This is a genomic window from Nitrogeniibacter aestuarii (genome assembly GCF_017309585.1).
GTDB classification, from domain to species: domain Bacteria; phylum Pseudomonadota; class Gammaproteobacteria; order Burkholderiales; family Rhodocyclaceae; genus Nitrogeniibacter; species Nitrogeniibacter aestuarii.
Genome location: NZ_CP071321.1, coordinates 2538783 through 2560605, shown reverse-complemented (window position 1 = coordinate 2560605; position 21823 = coordinate 2538783). Strand labels below are relative to the sequence as shown.

Below are 21823 nucleotides of genomic sequence, written 5' to 3'. Positions count from 1 at the left end.
GTGAGACTCACACTTACCACAAGCGCCACCAGGGATCATTATCCTCGTCCGCGTTGCCGGCCAGATAGGTGCTCTGGGGGAAGGTGGTCTTGAGCACCCGGCGGGCATCGTCCGCCAGCGGCTTCATGTCGAGCGCGTCATAGGCTTGACCAAGCAGGTAGAGCGCTTCTTCGGTTGCAGGTGCGCCCGGGTAGTTGGTAATTGCGGATTGAGCACGGTTTGCCGAAGCGAGAAAGGCGCCACGCTTGAAATAGAAGCGGGCGACATGAACCTCATGGGCGGCCAGTGAGTTGAACAGATAGCGCAAGCGCTGCTGACTGTCCTCCGCATAGCGGCTTTCAGGATAGCGTGTCACCAGCTCGCGAAAAGTGTCGAATGCCTGCTGGGACGCTTTGGGATCGCGTTCGCTCAGATCCTGATTGGCCAGCGTCCCGACCAGCCCGAGATCTTCATTGAAGTACACCAGCCCCTTCAAATAGTAGGCGTAGTCGACGTTGGGGTGATTCGGGTGCAGCTTGATGAAGCGATCACACGCCGCGATCGCTGACGCGGGTTCGCTCGACTTGTAGTAGGCGTAGGCGACATCGAGCTGAGCCTGCTGCGCATAGCGGCCATAGGGATAGCGTGCTTCGAGCTTTTCGAACAGCTGAATGGCCCGCTCAAAGGCGCCGCCGGCAAGTTCATCCTTCGCTTCGCTGTAGATGCGCTGAGCGCTCCAGCCTGCGGTTTCGTCGTAATCCGAAGGAGTGCTGCTGCAGCCGACCAGCAGGGCGATTGCGAATGCAGCTAAACTACGTGCGATGATTTTTGCCATTGTGAGGTTCCGTGATCGATCGCGCGGATTATAGCGCAGAGGCTGCCGAGGCAGACTTTGATGAAGAGGCAATCGTACCGGATGTGCTGGCCGGCAAGCGTCTCGATCAGGTGCTGGCTCAACTCTATCCGGATCTGTCTCGAAACCGGCTTCAAGGCTGGATCAAGTCCGGTCGCGTGCTGGTCGACGGTCAGACTGTCGTACCAAAACACAAGGTGCTCGGTGGGGAGCGATTGCGGCTCGACATGTCGCCCGACCCCGACCAGATGCCCTACGAGGCAGAGAACATTCCGCTCGACGTCGTGTTCGAGGATGAAGCGATCATCGTCATCAACAAGCCGGCGGGGCTTGTGGTGCATCCGGCCAGTGGCAACTGGTCGGGCACCTTGCTCAACGGCTTGCTTCATCACGACCCAGCGCTGGCGGGCGTGCCTCGCGCGGGTATCGTTCATCGGCTCGATAAGGAGACGAGTGGCCTCATGGTGGTTGCGCGCACCCTGTCGGCACAGACCCATCTGGTACGCCAGCTTCAGGCGCGTACGGTCAGTCGCGAGTATGCCGCCCTGGCGCACGGTGATGTGGTGACGGACGGCGTTGTTGATGCTCCCATCGGACGGCACCCGTCTCAGCGAACAAAAATGGCTGTCATTCCGTCGGGGCGAGAGGCTGTGACGCATTATTTCGTCGATCGTCACTACGTTGAATGTACCTTGCTTACCTGTCGCCTGGAGACCGGACGCACGCACCAGATTCGCGTTCATATGGCGCATTTGGGGCACCCGCTGATTGGCGACCAGGTCTATGGCAAGCGGCGCTGTTCAAATGAGGTACTCATGAACTTTCCCCGTCAGGCGCTTCACGCGCGCCGTCTCGGCCTGAATCATCCCCTCAGCGAGCAAAGCATGAGCTGGTCAGCCGACGTGCCGGAGGATTTTGCCCAGTTGCTTCGTTTGCTCGACTCGGGCAATACCTTCAATGCAGGTTGACGCCATCATTCCTGATTGGCCGGCGCCAGCGCACGTCCGGGCGCTCATGACTACGCGCGTCGGCGGGGCGTCGTCTGCGCCATACGACGGGTTTAACGTGGGTGATCACGTGGGTGACAATCCCGACGCGGTCGCGAACAATCGAGCGCTGTTGGCGAGTGCCACCGACGCACGACCGCGATGGCTCAAGCAGGTGCACGGTGTCGAGGTTGTCGATGCCGAAACATCAACGGATGGGGTGATCGCCGATGCTGCCGTGAGTCGGACGCCGAAGCTGGCATGCGCCGTGATGACCGCCGACTGTCTGCCTGTACTGCTGACCACTTCCAGTGGCGAGGTGGTTGCCGCCGCCCATGCTGGCTGGCGGGGTTTGTGCGATGGTGTGCTCGAATCCACCGTGAAGGCGATGGGCGTGTCTGCCGATCAGGTCATTGCGTGGCTTGGCGCGGCGATCGGGCCGGCGGCCTTCGAGGTGGGTGACGACGTGCGATCTGCGTTTGTGGGGCGTGATCCCGACATCGCGTCTGCGTTCAGGAGCGGGCCGAAGGAGGGGAAATGGATGGCCGATCTGTATGCCATTGCCCACTCGCGCTTGAGTCGCGTCGGCGTGCGATCCATCTACGGCGGCGGGCTTTGCACGTACAGTGAGCCTGAGCGGTTTTACTCTTATCGACGTGATGGCGCCACAGGGCGGATGGTGGCGATGATCTGGCTGGCCGAGGCCACGAGAGGCTGATGCCTATTGATTCTTGTCTGAATTGTCGCCATCCTGTTTGCTGATTTCGCTTTCCAGTGCCTTCCGGCGGCGGTGACGTGCCGGGGTGCCGAACAACCAAAGAAACAGGGCGAGCGGAAACAAGCCATAGAAAACAAAGGTCAGCACGCCACCGACGATGGTCTCGTCGGTGACGGCCGCCAGAAGTGCGACATAGAGCCAGGCAACTGCAATGATGTACATGGCGCTATGGTACCGCTGACGGCGGGTCACCGGAGGATGGCGGCTGACGAGGAGCAGGGATGTCGGATCACAACGGGGCTGCGTTCCCGGGAGCGCAGGAACTGATGCAGATGGGTGAGCAATTCACCCGTCAGTTTTTTGAGTTTGTCGGCAAGCAGGCGGCCGGCATGCAGCAGGGCGCGGCAGCGCCCGTGCCTGATGGTGGCACGCTCGTCGAACTGCAGCGGGAATACGCGCAACGGCACGCCGAGCTCTGGTCTCACATGTTGCAGCGAAACGATACCAAGGGCGAGCCCTTGGTGGCTCCTCAAAGAGGAGATCGACGTTTCAACGACGATGCCTGGGCTGAGAGTCCGGTGTACGACTATCTTCGTCAGGCCTACCTGCTCAACGCAGAATTCATGAACCGCGTTGCGAGCGAAGCGCCACTCGAAGACGGGCGTATGAAAGCGCGAGTGCAGTTCCTCACGCGTCAGTATATTGATGCCCTGTCGCCGAGCAACTTCGCGGCCACGAATCCCGAATTCATCAAGACCGCGCTCGATACCAAAGGCGAAAGCATTACCCGCGGAATCCAGAACCTCCTCAAGGATCTGGAGAAGGGCCGCATTTCAATGACCGACGACGATGCCTTTGAGGTGGGCCGCAACCTGGCGACCACCCCGGGTGCGGTCATCTATGAAAACGAGCTGATGCAGCTCATCCAGTACGCGCCACTGACAGACAAGGTGGCGCAAAAGCCGCTGCTGATCGTTCCGCCGTGCATCAACAAGTTCTACATCATGGACTTGCAGGCGCATAACTCCCTGGTTCGGTTCATTGTCGAGCAGGGTGTCACGGTTTTCCTGGTCTCCTGGAAGAACCCGCAGCAAAGCGAATCCAAGACGACCTGGGACGATTACCTCGATAAGGGGCCACTGACAGCGCTTGAGATCGTTCGAAGTGTCACCCGTGTGAAGAAGCTCAATGTGCTGGGTTTCTGTGTGGGCGGAACGCTTCTGACCTCGGCGCTCGCAGTGGCCAGGGCGCGAGGCGAAGATCCGGTCGAAAGCCTCACGCTCATGACCACATTGCTCGATTTCTCGGACGCGGGTGAGCTCGGGTGCCTCGTCGACGAAACAAGCGTTGCCACTCGCGAGGCGACCATCGGCAAAGGTGGCTTGCTTCCGGGGCAAGAGCTGGCCAACACCTTTTCTGCGCTCAGGGCGAATGACCTCGTCTGGCAATACGTCGTGGGGAATTACCTGAAGGGTGACAAACCAGCGGCGTTTGACCTGCTGTACTGGAATTCCGACAGTACCAACCTGCCGGGTCCGTTCCTGTGCTGGTACCTTCGCAACATGTACCTGGAGAACAACCTGCGGATTCCGGGGCGGCTGAAAATGCTCGGGCAGAAAGTCGATCTGGGCAAGGTCGACATGCCCGCATATTTGCTTGCCACACGCGAAGACCACATTGTTCCCTGGGAAAGCGCCTATCTTGCACGCCGCTTGCTCGGCGGCGAAACCACCTTCGTGCTTGGTGCCAGCGGCCATATTGCCGGGGCAATCAATCCGGCGAGCAAGAATCGACGTAGCTATTGGGTGTCCACTGCCAATCCGTCGCATGCGGAGGAGTGGCTCGAAACGGCAGAAGAGCGTCCGGGCAGCTGGTGGCTGGACTGGATCGAGTGGCTCAAACCGCGCTCTGGCAAAGCCATCGCTGCGCGTGGTCGGCTTGGTAGTACAACGTATGAGCCGACCGAGCCGGCACCCGGTCGCTACGTGAAGGAGAGGGCGGGAAAGTCATGATTTCGGGCCTGCTGGCTTGAGGGGGCCGGCAGGGCTATCAAGCACCCTCAAAGACGAGGAGAGAGGAGAAGACAATGGCAAGAATTGCACTCGTGACTGGTGGTATGGGTGGCCTGGGGGAGGCCATCTGCATCAAGCTGGCGGCGCTGGGGTACAAGGTCATCACGACTCATTCGCCCGGTAACAGCAAGGCCGATGACTGGCTGCAAACCATGAACAACATGGGCTACGGTTTCAAAGGTGTACCGTGCGACGTGTCTGATTTCGATTCCGCTGCGGAATGTGTCAAGGAAGTCGAAAGCTCGGCAGGTCCTGTTGATGTGCTCGTCAATAACGCTGGTATCACGCGTGACATGACGTTCAAGAAGATGACCAAGGCGGACTGGGATGCCGTGATCAGTACCAACCTCGATAGCGTGTTCAACATGACCAAGCAGGTTGTGGATGGCATGGTCGAGCGCAAGTGGGGTCGGATCATCAACGTGTCATCGGTGAACGGTCAGAAAGGTGCTTTCGGTCAGACCAATTACTCTGCCGCGAAGGCTGGCATGCACGGTTTCACCAAGGCGTTGGCGCTTGAAGTCGCCCGCAGTGGGGTGACTGTCAATACCATCTCGCCGGGATACATCGGTACAAAGATGGTCATGGCGATCCCGCAGGAAATTCTTGATAGCAAGATCCTGCCTCAGATTCCGGTCAATCGTCTTGGCAAGCCTGAAGAGATTGCGGGTCTGGTTGCTTACCTGTCCTCTGAAGAGGCAGCGTTCGTGACGGGGGCCAACATCTCCATCAACGGCGGGCAACACATGTTCTGATCGTCATACGGACAGAAAACGGCGCACTTTGGTGCGCCGTTTTTTTTGACCTGATTTGCTGCAACGCAATAAATTGTGCCAAAGTACCCTTATAATCTGACGTGGAGTTGCGTGCGCTGCCGCAAACAGCTGCGAATTCCGGCTCCGTCAATGAGCTGTTAGCCGGCGATCTAAGGGGGGAAGATGGCCCAGGGTTTGGTCGGCAAACATCAACCTCAGTCGCCTATTGCCTGTCTGATACGGCAAGAGCGTGCTGTGGATCCCTGAGGAAACTTTGAGAGGTATCGACAATGACGACTAAAGTTGCACTGGTCACGGGCGCCATGGGCGGTCTGGGTACTGCGATTTGCCAGGCCTTCGCCAAGGACGGCTACACCGTACTGGCCAACTGTCTGCCGGGTTTCGAGCAGAAAGACGAGTGGCTCGCCAAGCAAGAAGAGCTGGGTTTCAAGTTCATGGCTGCCGAGGGCGACGTTTCCGACTATGAGTCCTGCAAGGCCATGGTTGAAAAGGCCGAAGCCGAAGTCGGTCCGATCGACATTCTGGTGAACAATGCCGGCATCACTCGCGACAAATTCTTTCCGAAGATGGAAGTGGCTCAATGGAAAGCTGTCATGGCCACCAATATGGACAGCCTCTTTAATGTGACCCATCAAGTCTCGGCCAAGATGGCTGAGCGCGGTTTTGGTCGCATCATCAACATCTCGTCAGTCAATGGCGTGAAGGGGCAGGCAGGCCAGACCAACTACTCTGCAGCCAAAGCAGGCGTGATTGGTTTTACCAAGGCTCTGGCCCAGGAACTGGCGACCAAGGGCGTGACGGTCAACGCAATTGCCCCGGGTTACATTGCCACTGACATGGTGATGGCCATTCGTGACGACATTCGCCAAGCCATTACCGATACGGTGCCCATGAAGCGTCTGGGCAAGCCGGAAGAGATCGGCGGCCTCTGCGCGTATCTTGCATCTGATCTGGCCGGTTACATCACAGGTGCCACGATCAACATCAACGGTGGTCTGTACATGCAGTGATCTACCTCGCGCTGCGAAATCGATCACGAAAAAGCCCCGTCATTAGACGGGGTTTTTCTTTGCGCACTGCGGTACAATGCAATACGAAGCGGAAGCTCTATCCGCCTTGTGGAGACCAAGGTAATGCCCGATCAAGCAAGACTCATCAAGAAGTACCCGAACCGACGGCTGTATGACACCCGCACCAGTTCGTACATCACGCTGGCCGACGTCAAAGACCTTGTGTTGGCTAACGACGAGTTTCAGGTCGTGGACGCCAAATCCGGCGAAGACCTGACCCGCAGCATTCTGCTGCAGATCATCCTGGAAGAAGAAGCAGGCGGCGCGCCGATGTTCACCAGCGACCTCCTGGCTCATATGATCCGGTTCTATGGCAATGCCATGCAGGGCATGATGGGCAAGTATCTGGAAAACAACATCAAGGCGTTCACCGACATGCAGCAGAAGCTGCAGGATCAGGCGCGTTCCATCTACGGTGAGAACAGCCCGATCAGTCAGGATCTGTGGGCGCAGTTCCTGAATTTCCAGGGGCCTGCCATGCAGAGCATGATGGGTGCCTACATGGAACAGAGCAAAAAGATGCTCACACAGATGCAGGATCAGATGGAAAGTCAGACCCGTAATCTGTTCTCCGGATTTCAGTTCCCCAATTACGGGGCGATGGATACAACCGACAAACAGGGGTCCGGCAAGAAGTGACAAGCATGTTTAATCTTTTGGTGTGCTGCAAATGAATCAGAGCAGCGCACCAAAAGTGGGGTTCGTGTCGCTGGGGTGCCCCAAAGCAACCGTTGATTCCGAGCACATCCTCACGCGCCTGCGTGCTGAGGGATACGAAATTTCCCCTGAATACGATGGTGCTGATCTTGTCGTGATCAACACCTGCGGTTTCGTCGATGACGCTGTCGAGGAGTCACTCGATGCGATTGGCGAGGCCATGGCAGAAAACGGGCGCGTTGTCGTGACCGGCTGTCTTGGCGCCAAAGCCGACATGATTCGCGAAGCGTATCCGGACGTGCTTGCCGTCACTGGCCCTCACGCGACGGACGAAGTCATGGGCGCAATTCATACCCATGTGCCAAAGCCTCACGACCCCTTCACTGATCTCGTCCCGCCGCAGGGCATTCGCCTGACGCCGCGACACTACGCGTATCTGAAGATCTCTGAAGGCTGCAACCATCGGTGCACTTTCTGCATCATTCCCTCGATGCGTGGCGACCTGGTCAGTCGTCCGATCGGGGACATCATGGCTGAGGCTGAAAAGCTGGCGGACGCCGGCGTCAAAGAACTATTGGTCGTGTCTCAAGATACGAGCGCCTACGGTGTCGATGTCAAGTATCGCACCGGATTCTGGGGAGGCAAGCCGGTCAAGACCCGTCTGCTCGAACTGTCGAAGGCGCTCGGAGAACTGGGTATCTGGGTCCGGCTGCACTACGTGTATCCGTACCCGAGTGTGGACGATCTGATTCCGTTGATGGCAGAAGGCAAGATCCTGCCGTACCTTGATGTTCCTTTTCAGCATGCGAGTCCCCGCATTCTCAAGATGATGAAGCGGCCTGCGAGCGCCGAGAACGTGCTCGAGCGTGTTCGAAAGTGGCGCAGCATTTGTCCGGAACTGACGATTCGATCAACCTTCATCACCGGATTCCCGGGGGAGACGGAGGGCGATTTCGAAGCTCTACTTCGTTTCCTTGAGCAGGCAGAGCTGGACCGCGTGGGCGCGTTTGCGTATTCGCCGGTCGATGGCGCTGTCGCCAATACGCTGGCCGAGGCGGTGCCGGACGAAGTGCGGGAAAATCGTCGCGCTCGTCTGATGGCCTTTCAGGAAGACATCAGCACCCAACGCCTGGAAAGGAAGATTGGTCAAGAGCTTACCGTGCTGGTTGATGACATCGACGAGGACGGGGCGGTTGCGCGTTCAGAAGGTGATGCACCCGATATTGACGGGTTGGTCATCATTCCGGGCGGGCAATCACTTGAAATCGGTGAGTTCGCTCGCGTTCGCGTCACTGATTGCGACGTTCACGATTTGTACGCAGAGCTGATTGACGACAGAGTCTGACGGGTTGTCGCGCTGTGCGATCATCACGGATGGCAGGGGCAACCCGCCATCCGTTTTTATTTTGGAATTGCGATATGCACGAAATCTCGCCTAAAGGCAGCGGCGATGGAATGAAGATCGGGCTTGCGCTGGGCAGCGGAGCGGCTCGAGGCTGGGCGCACATCGGTGTGATCCGAGCGTTGCGCGACGAGGGGATCAAGCCGGATGTCGTCGCCGGTTGCTCAATTGGCGCCTTTGTCGGCGCAGCACTCGCGACAGGCAACTTCGACAAGCTCAGTGCCTGGATTGAAAAGCTGGGTTGGCAAACGGTAGTGTCGTTTCTCGATGTGAGCTTTCGTGGGGGATTGATCAAGGGGGATAAAATCATCGCCCATTTCGAACGCGAATTCGTCGACATGGATTTTTCTGAGACCCTGCTGCCTTTTGGTTGTGTTGCTACCGAACTTCAGACAGGGCGAGAGATCTGGTTTCGCGAGGGTAGTGTCGCGAAGGCAGTGCGCGCCTCGATTGCCTTGCCCGGCCTGTTTGCGCCGGTGATTCGGGATGGGCGTGTCCTTGTCGACGGTGGGCTGGTCAACCCGGTGCCTGTCTCTTTGTGTCGTGCCATGGGCGCCGATGTCGTGTTGTCCGTTGATCTGGGCTCGGACATTGTGGGCCGGGCGCGCAGGCGACTCCACAAACCGATCACTGATCTGAGTGAAGAAGAAGCGGAGAAAAGCTGGGCAGACCGGCTTCTTGAGCGACTTGGTCTCAAGAACGGTGCGAAGGAGGAGGTTCAACCCCTTCCGTCGATGATCGATGTGCTCAATACGACGATCAATGTCATGCAGGTGCGGATCGCACGCAGCCGCATGGCGGGTGATCCGTCTGACGTCAACATATGTCCCAGGGTTGGGCAGCTTGGTCCGATGGACTATCACCGAGCCGCAGAGGCCATTGCCGAGGGTGAGGCGGCTGTCGCGCGCGTCATGCCAGCCATCCGCTATGCCTTGGGACGGGAGCAGGGTGATGAGCACGAATAAGCTGTTTATTGAAGCGCTGACGCAGGTGGTGGGTTCGTCGCATGTGCTTACGAGTCATCACGAAATGGCGGCGTACTGCGAGGATTGGCGCGGCCGCTACCGGGGCGACGGTGTTGCTGTCGTCTTGCCCGCAAGCACGGCAGAGGTCTCCGCCGTGCTTGCGCTGTGCGCGGATCATGGCGTCACCGTTGTGCCGCAGGGTGGAAACACCGGGCTGTGCGGTGGTGCAACCCCTGTTTCGAGTGACGGGTCGATCGTGCTCAGCCTCAAGCGCATGAGACGAATCCGCCATGTGGACCCGCTTGATCGAACGATTACTGTCGAGGCTGGTTGCACGCTCGCCGAGGTCCAGGCGGCAGCCGAAGACCACGACTGCCTTTTCCCTTTGTCGCTGGCCTCGGAGGGTAGCTGTCAGATCGGCGGCAATATATCGACCAATGCTGGCGGTGTTCACGTGCTGCGTTATGGCAACACGCGTCAGTTGGTCCTCGGGCTCGAAGTGGTGCTGGCAGACGGTCGTGTTTGGGATGGTTTGCGCCGACTTCACAAGGACAATACGGGCTACGATCTCAAGCACCTGTTTATTGGTGCAGAAGGTACGCTTGGCATCGTGACGGCTGCCGTGCTCAAGATGGTTCCACGGCCGGCCGTTCGTGCGGTCGCCTGGGCCCAGATGCCTTCGCCGGACGCTGCGCTTTCATTGCTCGATGCACTGCGCCGGCGCTTTGGAGAACGGATTTCCGCCTTTGAGTTGATTGGTGGTGCTGCGCTCGATGTGGTTCTGCGCCACATACCCGGTGCACGGGCGCCCCTCGAATCAAGAACCGAATGGTCTGTCCTGCTTGAGGTTGCCGACGTTGATCCGGATGCGCCGCTTGCTGAGAGGCTCGAAGATGTGCTTATGAGCGCGTATGACCAGGGTCTCATGACAGACATGATCGTCGCGGCGAGCGGGGCGCAGGAGGCGGCCCTATGGGGACTGAGAGAAAACATATCAGAAGCACAACGAATTGAAGGCTTCAGCATCAAGCATGATATTTCGGTGCCCGTGAGCCGCATTCCGGAGTTTCTTGCGCGTGCTGAATCTGCGGTGGCTGCCGCTGCTGAAGGTGTGCGCATTGTGGCATTTGGCCACATGGGCGATGGCAATCTCCATTACAACCTCTCTTGTGTCGATCCTGACGATAACCGACGCCTCATTGAGGCGACGCCTGCCCTGAACCGTGCGGTGCATGATGTGGTGTACGCCTGTGATGGTTCAATTTCGGCAGAGCATGGTCTGGGACAACTGAAGGTTGAAGAGATCAAGCGATACAAGAGCCCGCTCGAACTGGAAATGCTTTCCAAAATCAAGGATCTTCTAGACCCCCATGGTCTGCTCAATCCGGGCAAGGTGGTCGCCGGTCAACGGCATACATCCCGGATGTGACGATTGCGTTGCACAAAACGCTTTACAGGGGCGGCAAGGCTTTCTATAATGCGCGCTCTTTCGGGGGTATAGCTCAGCTGGGAGAGCGCTTGCATGGCATGCAAGAGGTCAGCGGTTCGATCCCGCTTACCTCCACCAAAGAAAGGTCCCTATCGTCTAGAGGCCTAGGACACCGCCCTTTCACGGCGGCAACCGGGGTTCGAATCCCCGTAGGGACGCCAGATGTTTTGATGGCTGCCGGAGACGATCGGCAGCCATTTGTTTGGCCGGGTTGGCACCGGCCTTGCACCGATTGGTGCGGAGTGGTAGTTCAGTTGGTTAGAATACCGGCCTGTCACGCCGGGGGTCGCGGGTTCGAGTCCCGTCCACTCCGCCAGTAGTTTTGCCTCCGCCGAGCTTGGTCGGCGGGCCGATCGAGACGAGTTGGAAATTATTTTCTGGCTGTCTTGTAAAGCGAAAATTGTTTGCTATAATGCGCGCTCTTTCGGGGGTATAGCTCAGCTGGGAGAGCGCTTGCATGGCATGCAAGAGGTCAGCGGTTCGATCCCGCTTACCTCCACCAAGGAAAGGTCCCTATCGTCTAGAGGCCTAGGACACCGCCCTTTCACGGCGGCAACCGGGGTTCGAATCCCCGTAGGGACGCCAGACGCGTTGATGGCTGCCGGAGACGATCGGCAGCCATTCATTTGGCCAGTTGGCGCTGGTCACGCACCGAAAGGTGTGGAGTGGTAGTTCAGTTGGTTAGAATACCGGCCTGTCACGCCGGGGGTCGCGGGTTCGAGTCCCGTCCACTCCGCCAAAATCAAAACGGGAGCTCAATGAGCTCCCGTTTTTTCGTTCGTACTTTCTCGGCCACACTTCGAATACTCGGGGCGTGACTTTGCGCCCGGTTCGGAAGAACGATTGTCGGACGTGTCACCTTGCACCGCCCGACACATCCGCGGCTCGCCTTGTTGGCCCGTGGTTGAGCCTGCTCCTGGTACGGGCTGGGCGCAGTCAGCGCTCAGTCAGAAAATGCCTTCATTGCGTATGAGTCCGACGGCCAGTCCCTCAATGTGAAATTCCTGCGCCTCTGGATTGACCTGAATCGGTGAAAAGTCCGGGTTTTCGGCAATCAACTCGACGCGGTCGCCGGTGCGCTTGTACCGCTTCACGGTGACCTCATCGTCGATACGCACAACCACGATCTGGCCGTTACGAGCCTCGCTGGTGCGATGGACGGCAAGCAGGTCACCATCCAGAATGCCGATATCGCGCATGCTCAAGCCGCGAACCCTGAGCAGGTAGTCTGCCCGCGGGAAAAACAGATCCGGATTGATCGGATGGTGTTTCTCGATGTGTTCCTGGGCAAGTAGAGGGCTGCCGGCTGCGACGCGACCGATCAGTGGCAGGCCGGACGCCTCGGTGAGGCGAATGCCGCGCGCACGGCCGTTTTCGACCGTAATCACGCCTTTATTTGCCAGTGCCCGCAAGTGCGTCTCAGCGGCGTTGGGTGATCGGAACCCGAATGCTGTGCAGATTTCTGCCCGCGTGGGAGGCCTGCCTTCTTCTTGCTGGGTCAGGCGAATGAAATCCAGAATTTCCTGCTGGCGGGATGTGAGTTTTTCAGTCATTCGGGCTCGCTCCGTGTATATCTGTATTTTTGTACATATTCCTGTTGCGCGCAAGCGGACGGCATTTTCACGCCTCAGGCAGGGTTCTTGTGCACCTGTCACCGGATTGAAAGAACGTTTTGGCAAGTTTTTCGTCTCATCGCTTGAGGTCAGAACTTCATTGGTCTATTCGTTCAGTAATGCCGTCTGGACGGGCCATTTCGGACATTGATGAAAGGAGCGAAAATGTTGTTGCCGAAAGACTCTGCTGGAAGTACAGTTCGCGCCGCATCCCAACTCGTTTCGTTTGCTCTTGAGGGTGAGCCCATGCTGCGCAGCGGAGATACCGCACCCCTGTTTACGTTGCCCGACGGCGACATGGAAGATTTCGACATGCAAACGGTTCGCGGAAACCGCCATGTCGTGCTGTTTTTCTATCCGCGTGACAATGCCCCGACCTGCACTCGACAGGCCGAGGAGTTCAGCGATCACGAATATGAATTCAACAAGCTCGATTGCATCGTCCTGGGTATCAGCCCGGACGACTGCATGACCCACGCGGAGTTTGCCGCTGAGCACGGACTGTCAATTCGATTGCTGGCCGATATCGAGGCTGAAGTGTGCAGCCTGTATGGTGTCTGGCGTGAAAAAGAGGTCGATGGCGTCAAGCGCAAGGGTGTGTTACGTTCGACATTCATCATCGACAAGGACGGGCAGATCCGTCACGCGCTCTACGACGTGACGCCCAAGGGGCATGTTGCTGAAGTGCTTGCCCTTGTCAGGGAAATGGAACCGGAAAAAGCCAATGCAAATCGCAAAAAACACCGTCGTAACGCTTAAGTACTCCGTCAAGGATCCGGATGGGAACGTGGTCGATGACGGCCATCACCCGCTGGTCTATCTGCACGGTGGTTACGATGGCATCTTCTCGGCGATCGAAGAGGCGCTGCATGGCAAGAACAAGGGTGAGAACCTGACCCTGAAGCTGCAGCCTGAAGATGCTTTCGGCGACTACGACGAAAACATGGTTCTGATCGAAGACCGCACCTTGTTTCCCGAGAACATCGAAGTCGGCATGAGCTTCGAGCGTGTCACCGAAGATGGTGAGGACGAAATCCTGTACCGGATTACCGACATCGCCGATGGAAAAGTCGTTGTGGATGGCAACCATCCGCTGGCAGGCGTGGCGCTAATCTTTGATCTGACCATCGACGATGTGCGCGATGCCACTGCCGAAGAGCTCTCTCATGGTCACGTGCATGGCCCCGGTGGTCACCATCACTGAGATTTCATCTTCCGTATCGAAGCGGGCCGCGTCAGCGGCCCGTTTTGTTTTAAGCTCACAGACATGAACAACCACCATCCGATCTCATGCCATCGTCGCAAACGCATGCGCTGACCGTTCGCAATCTCACGGTCGATATCTCGGCTGAACGACCGATTCGCCCTGTCGACGATGTGAGCTTCGATGTGCGCGCCGGCGAAACCATGGCCTTGCTGGGTGAGTCCGGATGCGGAAAGTCGATGACAGCGCTCGCCTTAATGCGGCTATTGCCTGCGAGTGGACGCATCTGCGGCGGGTCGTCGATCGCACTGGGCTCCCTGGACGTGCTGTCCCAGTCGGAAGCCCGAATGCGCGCGGTGCGCGGTGGTCGTATGGGCATGATCTTTCAGGAGCCTGCAACCAGTCTGAATCCGGTGATGACGGTTTTCTCGCAGATTGCCGAGGTCCTCTCGCGCCATCGCGGTCTGACCGGCCGCGCGGCTCGCCAGGAGGCGTCACGTTTGCTGGCTGCCGTCGGCATTCCGGATGCCGATGCCCGACTGGACGATTATCCGTTCCAGTTCTCCGGTGGCATGAAACAACGGGTGATGATTGCGATGGCGCTGGCCGGCGAGCCGGACGTGTTGATCGCCGACGAGCCCACGACTGCGCTTGATGTGACCTTGCAGGCGCAGGTCCTCGATTTGCTGGTCGCACTTCAGCGCGATCGGGGCATGTCGATGCTGCTGATTACGCACGATCTCGGCGTGGTGGCGCGCATGGCGCATGAGGTGGGGGTCATGTATGCGGGGGAGCTCGTCGAGACCGGGCGGCGCGACGCATTTTTTGACGCGCCGCTCCATCCGTATTCCAAGAAGCTGTTCGCGGCAGTTCCCGATGCTTCGCGCCGGGGCCAGGCACTGGAGACGCTACCCGGGATCGTTCCGACGCTGGATCGTTCCTTCTCAGGGTGCCGGTTCGCTGATCGCTGTCCGTCGCGCATGGCTCATTGCGACACTCAGCTGCCGCAGTGGCATCAGGTAGAAGCGCGTCGTGTGCGGTGCCACCTCTATGCAGAGGGTGCGCCTCGGGGTGAGCCAACGGCGAATGTTCAAACCGTTCTGCCGACGGAACCGTCGAGAGAAACAGGGCAGAGAGCCGAGTTGGTCGTTGAGGGGCTCAAGGTCCATTTTCCGGTCCGGAAGGGCGTGCTCAAGCGAGTGGTCGGCCATGTCAGAGCGGTTGACGGCGTTTCTCTCACGCTCAAGGCGGCGCGTACGCTGGCGCTGGTGGGAGAGTCTGGCTGCGGAAAGACGACCGCGGGCAAGGCTTTGATGCAACTCATACGACCCACGGGTGGCTCGGTCCGCCTCGATGGAGAAGAGCAAGTGCATCGCCGTGGCGCGGCCTTGCGACCGTTGCGCCGTCAGGTGCAGATGGTTTTTCAGGACCCGTTCGCTTCTTTGAACCCTCGCATGCGCGTCGGCGACATCATTGCCGAAGGCATGAGCGCCCTGGGTATCAAGCAAACGCCTGCCGAGCGACGCGATTACTTTGATACGCTATTGCAGCGGGTCGGGTTGTCGCCGCAGATGCGTGAGCGTTTTCCCCATGCCTTTTCGGGCGGTCAACGGCAGCGTATCGCGTTGGCTCGGGCGCTGTCCGTGTCGCCGGCAGTCATCGTCTGTGACGAGCCGACCAGTGCGCTCGACGTTTCCGTGCAAGCGCAGATTCTCAATCTCATGCGTGAGTTGCAACAGGCTCAAGGCATCGCCTATCTGTTCATTACGCACAACATCGCGGTGGTTGATTTTCTGGCTCATGACGTCGCGGTGATGTACCTGGGGCGAATCGTCGAGTACGGGAGTACCGAGCAGGTTCTGCGAAATGCACAGCATCCCTACACTCGCATGCTGCTCGACGCGGTGTTGACGACCGATGCTGCGGGGCCCGAGACCATTGGCAATCCGGTGGCTCGGGTTGTGGAACTGCCGTCGCCGATCCACCCGCCATCCGGGTGCCATTTTCATCCGCGCTGCAGCATGGCGGACGAGTTGTGTCGGCAGACCTATCCGGACGAGACGCCATTACCCGAAGGCGGCTATGTGCGCTGCCATCGCGTCCGGGAGCAGCTCGACGGCGCCTAGTCAGCGCCGTTTTTTGCCCTTGCCGGCATTGCGGATGTCTTCTTCGGTGGGCATGTCCGGGATCAGCTCGCTCAGCGGCAGGACTTCGCTTACGTCGGCCCCGGCGGGCACCAGCAGCGTCATGCCCGGCTTCGCCTTTCGGCTTGAATCCAGTCCGTTGATCTGCAACAGCTGGGTGAGCGTCAGGCCGAAGCGTTTGGCGATTACCTGAAGCGAGTCTTTCCGCTGAAGCTGATAGGTCTTCCACCGCGGCTGTGCTTCGTCCAGCCGGGCTTTGAAGACCTCGACCTTGTCTGCGGGCAGAATCAACTGGTGTTTGCCTTCGGGGATGACCGGTTTCCGGTAGGCGGGGTTGAGTGCGACCAGTTCGTCCAGCGGCGTTTCAGTCAGGCGGGCAACCAGTGCCAGATCGACCCCGGGAGGCGTGTCGATCATGTCGAAGTAGATCCGGTTCGGTACGTGCGGTAGCTCGATGCCGAACAGCTCGGGACGGGCAATGATGTTCTTCAGCGCCTGGAGCTTTGGAATGTAGTCTCGGGTTTCCTTGCGCAGATCGAGGCTGAGGTAGTCGGTCGGCAATCCTTTGGCTTCGTTCGCTTTGCGCGCCCTGAGCACTGTGCCTTCGCCGGCGTTGTAGGAGGCGAGCGCGAGGTGCCAGTCGCCGTGCATGTCGTAGATCCGCTCCAGGTAATCCAGAGCGGCATCGGTCGAGGCAATGATGTCGCGGCGCTCGTCGATCCATTCGTTCTGACGCAGATTGAAATAGCGTCCGGTCGATGGAATGAATTGCCAGAGCCCGGCCGCTCGCGATGACGAGTAGGCCATGGGATCGAAGCCGCTTTCGACCAGTGGCAGGAGCGCAATTTCGGTGGGCAGGCCGCGTGCTTCGAGCTCGTCGACGATGTGATACAGGTAGCGATAACTGCGATGAAAGAGGCGCGACAAGGCCGCGGGATGTGCAAGGTACTGAATCTGTCGGTTGGTGACTTCGTCAGCGACCAGGTCGGGCATGCCGAAGCCGCGGCGGATACGATCCCAGAGATCTGCAGCCTTGTGGGTCAGATCCACGGTGACCACCGAATCGTCGGGCGGCTCCATTTGGACCACACGGGGAGAGCTCATGCTCAGTCCCTGACCACCCGACTGTGCCCAGGCGGGAGTCGGAATATGACTCACGATATAGGTGAGGCCGATCAACAGGAAATGACGAACTCTTATGCTTGGCATCTGGCGGGCGATTCTAGGTGGGTCGCTCAGTTGGGTCAAACGCGCGGATTGGTTGGTAATTAGACGCCTATTTCCACCGACATGGTTTCGGATCGGTGCAATAATGGCGCCAATTCGAGAACAACGCCCCGGCCGATGAAAGTTCTACTGATCGAAGACACGATGACAAGCGCCACGGTGGTGCTACACCAACTCGATAAACTCGGGCTGGAGACGCGTCATGTGACCGACGGTGAGGCGGGTCTCAAAGAGTTCAAGAGCTGGAAGCCGGACATGATCCTGCTGGACGTGATCATGCCGGGGCTCGACGGCTTTGCCGTGGCGCGTCGCATTCGTCAGCTTGAACGGGACGGTGAATGGACGCCCATCATCTTTCTGACCGCCAAGACCGGTGACAAGGATCTCGAGCACGGTATCGAGGTGGGCGGCGACGATTACCTGATCAAACCGGTCTCCGAAGTCGTGCTGGCAGCCAAGGTGCGGGCCATGCAGCGACTGGCCCAGATGCGGTATTCACTGGTGGTGCTCACGCGTCGTCTCGACGAAGCCAATCGGGAGCTCACGCGGCTGACCTCGGTTGACGGTCTGACGGGCATTGCCAATCGCCGCAGTTTCGATGAGACCACCAAGCGCGAGTGGCAGCGTGCGCGCCGCAATCGGCTGCCCTTGTCCGTCATGATGATCGATGTGGACTGCTTCAAGCAGTACAACGACGGTTATGGTCATCAGGCCGGTGATGAATGTCTCATCACGGTGGCCAAGGCGCTTGAGGAGCAGATCAAGCGCCCAGGCGATCTGGTGGCGCGGTTTGGCGGTGAGGAGTTTGTCGTTGTGCTGCCGGAGACCAACGCGGTTGGTGCTTTCCGTGTCGCGGAAGCCATGCGTGCCGGCATCGAGTCGTTAGCGCTCCCTCATGCCTATTCGAATGGTCATGAGGTGCTGACCGTCAGCGTGGGTGTGGCGACGGCTTACCCCGGGCCAGAAGACGATGAGTTGAGCGAAGGCTGGCTGCTCGATTGCGCCGACCAGGCCCTGTATGAAGCGAAGAAGGGTGGTCGCAACCGGATCAGCGTGGCGCAGCTCAAACCGGCCGCGCAGTTTGCAATCAAGAGCGCCGATCGCTGAAACGGGGCGGGTGCCCGAGGGTTATCAAACCTCTGCCGGCGCTCAACGGTCGTTCAGAAATTGTTTTTCCATTCCCTCAGCGCGGCAAAGGCATGAGCCGGATCTTTCGGCACGTGGCCGACATAGCCGCTGAGGCCTTCGATCAGGCTCGGCTCCTGGACGCGCAGGAACGGATTGATCTTGCGCTCAAGGCCGATTGTTGTCGGCAGGGTCGGTTTGCCTTCCGCTCTGAGCCGCTGGCACCGGGCAAGCCATTCGTCCCTGTCCGGGTTATCCGGTTCGGCCGCTTGCGAAAAGGCGAGATTGGCCAGGGTGTATTCATGGGTGCAGAACACTCGCGTCGACGGCGGCAGCTGTGCCAGTTTGGTGAGCGAGTCGCGCATCTGGGCGGGAGACCCTTCGAATAGGCGCCCGCAGCCGGCACTGAAAAGCGTGTCGCCACAGAACACCAGATCCGGCCCGACGTACGCCACGTGACCGAGCGTATGTCCGGGCATGTCGAGTACCCTGAATGTGACCTCCATGTGAGGTATCCGGATTTCATCACCTTCATGAACCGGTTGCGTGACGCCGGTGATCATTTCGGTGCTTGGGCCGAACACCGGGCACTGTTGTGCGAACGCCGGCAATCCACCGGTGTGGTCCATGTGATGATGGGTGATGAGAATTGCGCGGAGCGTCAGATCGTTTTGCACGATAAAATCCTGCACGGGCTTCGCGTCGCCCGGATCGACCATGAGCGCGTTGCGTCCATCGTGCATCAACCAGATATAGTTGTCGTTGAAAGCCGGGATCGGAACTATCTGCATCATCATGTCTCCTCAAAAACGTCCACTGACACCTGCCGAGCAAGTCCAGGACCTCGACCGATGGCTCGAATCGCCTGTCGGCCAGTACGTCATGGGCTGGGAGGCCGCGTGTTTTGACGACATGGTATCCGATATGTTCGGTTACCACGCCGTGCAGGTGGGCATGACCCAATTCGATTTTCTGCGCAACAATCGCATCCCGGCCCATCACATGTGTGCGGCGCCCGGGCACGGTGCGGCCAAGGAAGGCGACGTTTTTGCCTTGCCCGAAGCACTTCCTTTCGAGTCCGGCAGTGTGGATCTGGTTCTGTTGCCGCATGTGCTCGGTTTTTCGGCCAATCCGCATCAGGTGTTGCGTGAGGTCGAGCGAATACTGGTGCCTGAAGGGCAGCTGATCATCTCTGGTTTCAATCCGGCGAGCCTGTGGGGCTTGCGCCGACTCACCAAACGTCAGCGCATTCACTTTCCATGGCGCGGGCATTACCTGTCGGTGGGGCGGCTCAAGGATTGGCTCGAGTTGTTGAGCTTCGACGCACGAAGTGGACGTTTTGGCGTCTATGCGCCGCCCATGGCGCAGGCCAAGTGGATTGAACGATTCCGCTTCATGGACAAGGCCGGGCAACGATGGTGGCCGGTATGTGGCGGTGTTTACATGATGCACGCCATCAAGCGCGTGCATGGAATGCGACTCATACAGCCCAAGTGGCGAACGAAGAAGGCGGCCGTCAAGGCGCTTGCGCCCGTGACCCAGCGAGGGCGCCGGGTCGTCAATGGTTACAGGAACATGAATGACTGAACTGGTCGAAATATTTACCGATGGTGCGTGCAGCGGCAATCCCGGTCCGGGGGGCTGGGGGGCGATCCTGCGTTCGGGCGAACATGAAAAGACCTTGTACGGTGGCGAGCCCGATACCACCAACAACCGCATGGAACTGCTCGCGGTCATCCGCGCGCTCGAGACGCTCAAACGACCGGTAAAGGCACGTGTCCATACCGACAGCCAGTACGTGCAAAAAGGGATTTCCGAGTGGATTCACGGCTGGAAGAAAAAGGGCTGGATGACGGCGGCCAGAAAACCGGTGAAGAATGCCGATCTGTGGAAAGCACTGGATGAGGCTCAGGCGGCTCACGAAGTGGAGTGGGTCTGGGTCAAGGGCCACGCCGGACATGTGGAAAACGAGCGCGCCGACGCGCTGGCGCGTCAGGGCGTCGATGACATTCGCGCAAAGTCGCGCGCCTGAAAAGGATTGGACAGGCTGCAATGAGACAAATCGTACTGGATACGGAAACGACGGGGCTGGAGTGGCGCAATGGTGATCGCGTCATCGAGATCGGCTGTGTGGAGCTGGTCGATCGCAAGCTGACCGGGCGCCACTATCACGTCTACATCAACCCGGATCGCGAAATCGACATTGGCGCGATCGAGGTGCATGGCATCACCAACGAATTTCTCGCAGACAAACCGCGCTTCAAGGATGTCGTGGCGGAGTTTGAGGATTTCGTTCGCGATGGCGAGTTGGTGATCCACAACGCGGCCTTTGACGTGGGTTTTCTTGATAACGAGCTTGGGCTGCTCAATCGCGATCGACTGAACGTCATTTGTGGCGGGGTGATCGATACGCTCAAGATGGCCAAGGAGATGAACCCGGGTAAAAAGGCCACCCTCGACGCCTTGTGCGATCGCTACGAAATCGACAATGCGCGGCGTACGCTACACGGCGCTTTGCTCGATGCCGAGTTGCTGGCGGAAGTCTATCTGGCGATGACGCGCGGGCAGGAGAGTCTCATCATCGGGCTTGATGACGATGACGGTCCGGCCGACAACGTGGCCGGTGGTGTCGATCTGAGTAATCGTGCGCCCTTGCGCGTCGTTCGTGCGTCGGATGACGAATTGCAGGCACACAACGACGTGCTGTCCGAGATCGCCAAGGCCACAAAAGGGGCGTGCATGTGGTTACTCCCGGAGCCTGCAGAGGCTCCCGCCGAATAGTCTACAGATCCAGTTTTCCGTGGCGCGCGTTGCCGGCACTGAGCAGGCGCGCAATCACCGGGCGCAGATCCAGTCCGGTGTCTTCCTTGAGCACCTCGGCGCGCGTCCGAAGGGTGGCTTCGTCGCTCTGCACCCGTTCGCCGTTGAACGCCAGGCCGATGTAGTTTCCTTCGTCGGTGGAGGGAAAATGAATGGCCCGGTCATCGAACGCGTAACCCAGTCGGGACGTGGTGCTTTCATAGCGCCGCGCCCGGTTGAACAGGTTGATCGACAAGACGCCCTGGTCACTCAGCCTGGATTTCACTGTGCGGTAGAAATCAATCGACGTAAATGGTCCTGTCTTGACGTCGTGATCGTAGGCGTCGAGAAGCACCAGATCCCACTGATCGGTGGTGTGTTCCATGAACGCGAGGCCGTCCTCGATCTCCAGTGCCATGCGGCTGTCCGGGCGTGGCAGATTGAAACAGCTTTGCGCAATTGCGGCGACCCGTGGTTCGATTTCGACGATGGTGTGATGTGAATCGGGCAGTTTGCGGTAGATGAATTTCGCCAGTGATCCGGCGCCGAGGCCGATCGACAGAATGCGGCGGGGCCATGGGCCATCATGCAGCAAGAGTGCCGTGAGCATTTCGCGGGTATAAGCCAGTTCGAGCGCGAATGGCGTGCGAATGCGCATCGCGCCCTGCACCCAGTCAGTGCCGAAATGCAGGTAGCGCACGCCACCTTCTTCGCGAATGTCGATGGGGTTGTCCATAAATCTCA

22 protein-coding genes and 6 tRNA genes are annotated in these 21823 nt (G+C 58.9%); 22 read left to right on the top strand and 6 right to left on the bottom strand.

What is annotated here, in order from left to right; translation table 11 throughout:
- Window positions 1–13: 13 nt before the first annotated feature.
- Entirely contained in the window at window positions 14–814 is an 801-nt protein-coding gene (locus tag J0W34_RS11775) for an outer membrane protein assembly factor BamD (RefSeq protein ID WP_227814345.1), read from the bottom strand.
- An 11-nt stretch (window positions 815–825) separates the two neighbouring features.
- Here J0W34_RS11775 and rluD point away from each other — a divergent pair, with 11 nt between their 5' ends.
- Both rluD and pgeF read left to right on the top strand, forming a co-directional pair.
- Entirely contained in the window at window positions 826–1800 is a 975-nt protein-coding gene (rluD, locus tag J0W34_RS11770; protein ID WP_407941093.1) for a 23S rRNA pseudouridine(1911/1915/1917) synthase RluD, read from the top strand.
- Between the two features lie 46 nt (window positions 1801–1846).
- Window positions 1847–2536, top strand: a complete 690-nt coding sequence (pgeF, locus tag J0W34_RS11765; protein ID WP_230968922.1) for a peptidoglycan editing factor PgeF — start codon at window positions 1847–1849, stop codon at window positions 2534–2536.
- Window positions 2537–2539: 3 nt separating this feature from the next.
- On the opposite strand, the gene J0W34_RS11760 is transcribed toward pgeF, so the two are convergent.
- Window positions 2540–2758: a hypothetical protein gene (locus J0W34_RS11760; RefSeq protein ID WP_227814347.1), complete on the bottom strand. Its 219-nt coding sequence runs from the start codon at window positions 2756–2758 to the stop codon at window positions 2540–2542.
- Window positions 2759–2817: 59 nt separating this feature from the next.
- Between J0W34_RS11760 and J0W34_RS11755 the strand changes: the two genes are divergently transcribed.
- The 13 genes from J0W34_RS11755 (at window position 2818) to J0W34_RS11695 (ending at window position 11706) form a co-directional block, all read left to right on the top strand.
- Complete coding sequence (locus J0W34_RS11755; RefSeq protein ID WP_230968921.1) at window positions 2818–4548, top strand: PHA/PHB synthase family protein; 1731 nt, start codon at window positions 2818–2820, stop codon at window positions 4546–4548.
- Window positions 4549–4622: 74 nt separating this feature from the next.
- Window positions 4623–5363 carry an acetoacetyl-CoA reductase gene (gene phbB / locus J0W34_RS11750; protein ID WP_227814349.1) on the top strand — a complete coding sequence of 247 codons (741 nt, stop codon included), beginning with the start codon at window positions 4623–4625 and terminating at the stop codon, window positions 5361–5363.
- Window positions 5364–5653: 290 nt separating this feature from the next.
- On the top strand, window positions 5654–6394 hold the full coding sequence (gene phbB, locus J0W34_RS11745) for a beta-ketoacyl-ACP reductase (protein ID WP_227814350.1): 741 nt from the start codon (window positions 5654–5656) through the stop codon (window positions 6392–6394).
- A gap of 123 nt (window positions 6395–6517) precedes the next feature.
- A complete protein-coding gene (phaR, locus tag J0W34_RS11740) occupies window positions 6518–7093 on the top strand; it encodes a polyhydroxyalkanoate synthesis repressor PhaR (protein WP_227814351.1) in 576 nt (191 codons plus the stop codon).
- Between the two features lie 31 nt (window positions 7094–7124).
- Window positions 7125–8456, top strand: a complete 1332-nt coding sequence (gene rimO, locus J0W34_RS11735) for a 30S ribosomal protein S12 methylthiotransferase RimO (RefSeq protein WP_230968920.1) — start codon at window positions 7125–7127, stop codon at window positions 8454–8456.
- Between the two features lie 74 nt (window positions 8457–8530).
- Window positions 8531–9478, top strand: coding sequence for a patatin-like phospholipase RssA (gene rssA / locus J0W34_RS11730; RefSeq protein WP_230968919.1), 948 nt, complete (start codon window positions 8531–8533; stop codon window positions 9476–9478).
- Window positions 9465–10907, top strand: coding sequence for an FAD-binding oxidoreductase (locus tag J0W34_RS11725; protein WP_230968918.1), 1443 nt, complete (start codon window positions 9465–9467; stop codon window positions 10905–10907). Before rssA ends, J0W34_RS11725 begins: the two co-directional genes overlap by 14 nt.
- A 62-nt stretch (window positions 10908–10969) precedes the next feature.
- Window positions 10970–11045: transfer RNA gene (locus J0W34_RS11720), tRNA-Ala, on the top strand.
- A gap of 7 nt (window positions 11046–11052) precedes the next feature.
- Window positions 11053–11128 (top strand) — tRNA-Glu (locus J0W34_RS11715).
- A 78-nt stretch (window positions 11129–11206) separates the two neighbouring features.
- Window positions 11207–11283 (top strand) — tRNA-Asp (locus J0W34_RS11710).
- Between the two features lie 110 nt (window positions 11284–11393).
- Window positions 11394–11469 (top strand) — tRNA-Ala (locus J0W34_RS11705).
- A gap of 7 nt (window positions 11470–11476) precedes the next feature.
- A tRNA-Glu gene (locus tag J0W34_RS11700) sits at window positions 11477–11552 on the top strand.
- A 77-nt stretch (window positions 11553–11629) separates the two neighbouring features.
- Window positions 11630–11706: transfer RNA gene (locus J0W34_RS11695), tRNA-Asp, on the top strand.
- A 208-nt stretch (window positions 11707–11914) separates the two neighbouring features.
- Here J0W34_RS11695 and lexA read toward each other — a convergent pair.
- Window positions 11915–12520, bottom strand: coding sequence for a transcriptional repressor LexA (gene lexA / locus J0W34_RS11690; RefSeq protein ID WP_230971672.1), 606 nt, complete (start codon window positions 12518–12520; stop codon window positions 11915–11917).
- A 306-nt stretch (window positions 12521–12826) separates the two neighbouring features.
- Here lexA and J0W34_RS11685 point away from each other — a divergent pair, with 306 nt between their 5' ends.
- From J0W34_RS11685 to J0W34_RS11675, 3 genes are all read left to right on the top strand, one after another.
- Window positions 12827–13339 (top strand): peroxiredoxin, encoded by a 513-nt coding sequence (locus J0W34_RS11685; protein ID WP_227815083.1) that lies wholly within the window; start codon window positions 12827–12829, stop codon window positions 13337–13339.
- Window positions 13305–13784: an FKBP-type peptidyl-prolyl cis-trans isomerase gene (locus J0W34_RS11680; RefSeq protein ID WP_227814355.1), complete on the top strand. Its 480-nt coding sequence runs from the start codon at window positions 13305–13307 to the stop codon at window positions 13782–13784. The genes J0W34_RS11685 and J0W34_RS11680 overlap by 35 nt, the downstream gene beginning before the upstream one ends.
- Before the next feature lie 86 nt (window positions 13785–13870).
- The gene (locus tag J0W34_RS11675) at window positions 13871–15910 is read left to right on the top strand and encodes an ABC transporter ATP-binding protein (RefSeq protein ID WP_230968917.1); all 2040 of its coding nucleotides are present in this window, start codon (window positions 13871–13873) and stop codon (window positions 15908–15910) included.
- Here J0W34_RS11675 and J0W34_RS11670 read toward each other — a convergent pair whose 3' ends face one another.
- The gene (locus J0W34_RS11670; protein ID WP_230968916.1) at window positions 15911–17032 is read right to left on the bottom strand and encodes a transglycosylase SLT domain-containing protein; all 1122 of its coding nucleotides are present in this window, start codon (window positions 17030–17032) and stop codon (window positions 15911–15913) included.
- 240 nt (window positions 17033–17272) lie between these two features.
- Here J0W34_RS11670 and J0W34_RS11665 point away from each other — a divergent pair, with 240 nt between their 5' ends.
- Window positions 17273–18262, top strand: a complete 990-nt coding sequence (locus J0W34_RS11665) for a GGDEF domain-containing response regulator (RefSeq protein ID WP_230968915.1) — start codon at window positions 17273–17275, stop codon at window positions 18260–18262.
- Between the two features lie 53 nt (window positions 18263–18315).
- On the opposite strand, the gene gloB is transcribed toward J0W34_RS11665, so the two are convergent.
- A complete protein-coding gene (gloB, locus tag J0W34_RS11660; protein WP_230971671.1) occupies window positions 18316–19071 on the bottom strand; it encodes a hydroxyacylglutathione hydrolase in 756 nt (251 codons plus the stop codon).
- A gap of 4 nt (window positions 19072–19075) precedes the next feature.
- On the opposite strand from gloB, the gene J0W34_RS11655 reads away from it, so the two are divergent.
- Genes J0W34_RS11655 through dnaQ form a run of 3 tightly spaced genes read left to right on the top strand, consistent with a single transcriptional unit; the run spans window position 19076 to window position 21061 of the window.
- On the top strand, window positions 19076–19867 hold the full coding sequence (locus J0W34_RS11655) for a class I SAM-dependent methyltransferase (RefSeq protein ID WP_230968914.1): 792 nt from the start codon (window positions 19076–19078) through the stop codon (window positions 19865–19867).
- The gene (gene rnhA / locus J0W34_RS11650; protein ID WP_227814360.1) at window positions 19860–20312 is read left to right on the top strand and encodes a ribonuclease HI; all 453 of its coding nucleotides are present in this window, start codon (window positions 19860–19862) and stop codon (window positions 20310–20312) included. Before J0W34_RS11655 ends, rnhA begins: the two co-directional genes overlap by 8 nt.
- A 20-nt stretch (window positions 20313–20332) precedes the next feature.
- Entirely contained in the window at window positions 20333–21061 is a 729-nt protein-coding gene (gene dnaQ / locus J0W34_RS11645) for a DNA polymerase III subunit epsilon (RefSeq protein WP_230968913.1), read from the top strand.
- A gap of 1 nt (window position 21062) precedes the next feature.
- On the opposite strand, the gene J0W34_RS11640 is transcribed toward dnaQ, so the two are convergent.
- Window positions 21063–21815, bottom strand: a complete 753-nt coding sequence (locus J0W34_RS11640; RefSeq protein ID WP_230968912.1) for a fused MFS/spermidine synthase — start codon at window positions 21813–21815, stop codon at window positions 21063–21065.
- Window positions 21816–21823: the final 8 nt, after the last annotated feature.

Coding starts and splice junctions, on each gene's coding strand:
- J0W34_RS11755 (WP_230968921.1), top strand. CDS start 2,818: ATGTCGGATCACAACGGGGCTGCGTTCCCGGGAGCGCAGGAACTGATG.
- J0W34_RS11640 (WP_230968912.1), bottom strand. CDS start 21,815: ATGGACAACCCCATCGACATTCGCGAAGAAGGTGGCGTGCGCTACCTG.
- phbB (WP_227814349.1), top strand. CDS start 4,623: ATGGCAAGAATTGCACTCGTGACTGGTGGTATGGGTGGCCTGGGGGAG.
- J0W34_RS11665 (WP_230968915.1), top strand. CDS start 17,273: ATGAAAGTTCTACTGATCGAAGACACGATGACAAGCGCCACGGTGGTG.
- J0W34_RS11670 (WP_230968916.1), bottom strand. CDS start 17,032: ATGAGCTCTCCCCGTGTGGTCCAAATGGAGCCGCCCGACGATTCGGTG.
- J0W34_RS11655 (WP_230968914.1), top strand. CDS start 19,076: ATGTCTCCTCAAAAACGTCCACTGACACCTGCCGAGCAAGTCCAGGAC.
- lexA (WP_230971672.1), bottom strand. CDS start 12,520: ATGACTGAAAAACTCACATCCCGCCAGCAGGAAATTCTGGATTTCATT.
- dnaQ (WP_230968913.1), top strand. CDS start 20,333: ATGAGACAAATCGTACTGGATACGGAAACGACGGGGCTGGAGTGGCGC.
- J0W34_RS11675 (WP_230968917.1), top strand. CDS start 13,871: ATGCCATCGTCGCAAACGCATGCGCTGACCGTTCGCAATCTCACGGTC.
- J0W34_RS11680 (WP_227814355.1), top strand. CDS start 13,305: ATGCAAATCGCAAAAAACACCGTCGTAACGCTTAAGTACTCCGTCAAG.
- rssA (WP_230968919.1), top strand. CDS start 8,531: ATGCACGAAATCTCGCCTAAAGGCAGCGGCGATGGAATGAAGATCGGG.
- phaR (WP_227814351.1), top strand. CDS start 6,518: ATGCCCGATCAAGCAAGACTCATCAAGAAGTACCCGAACCGACGGCTG.
- gloB (WP_230971671.1), bottom strand. CDS start 19,071: ATGCAGATAGTTCCGATCCCGGCTTTCAACGACAACTATATCTGGTTG.
- pgeF (WP_230968922.1), top strand. CDS start 1,847: ATGACTACGCGCGTCGGCGGGGCGTCGTCTGCGCCATACGACGGGTTT.
- J0W34_RS11685 (WP_227815083.1), top strand. CDS start 12,827: ATGCTGCGCAGCGGAGATACCGCACCCCTGTTTACGTTGCCCGACGGC.
- phbB (WP_227814350.1), top strand. CDS start 5,654: ATGACGACTAAAGTTGCACTGGTCACGGGCGCCATGGGCGGTCTGGGT.
- J0W34_RS11775 (WP_227814345.1), bottom strand. CDS start 814: ATGGCAAAAATCATCGCACGTAGTTTAGCTGCATTCGCAATCGCCCTG.
- rnhA (WP_227814360.1), top strand. CDS start 19,860: ATGACTGAACTGGTCGAAATATTTACCGATGGTGCGTGCAGCGGCAAT.
- J0W34_RS11725 (WP_230968918.1), top strand. CDS start 9,465: ATGAGCACGAATAAGCTGTTTATTGAAGCGCTGACGCAGGTGGTGGGT.
- rimO (WP_230968920.1), top strand. CDS start 7,125: ATGAATCAGAGCAGCGCACCAAAAGTGGGGTTCGTGTCGCTGGGGTGC.
- J0W34_RS11760 (WP_227814347.1), bottom strand. CDS start 2,758: ATGTACATCATTGCAGTTGCCTGGCTCTATGTCGCACTTCTGGCGGCC.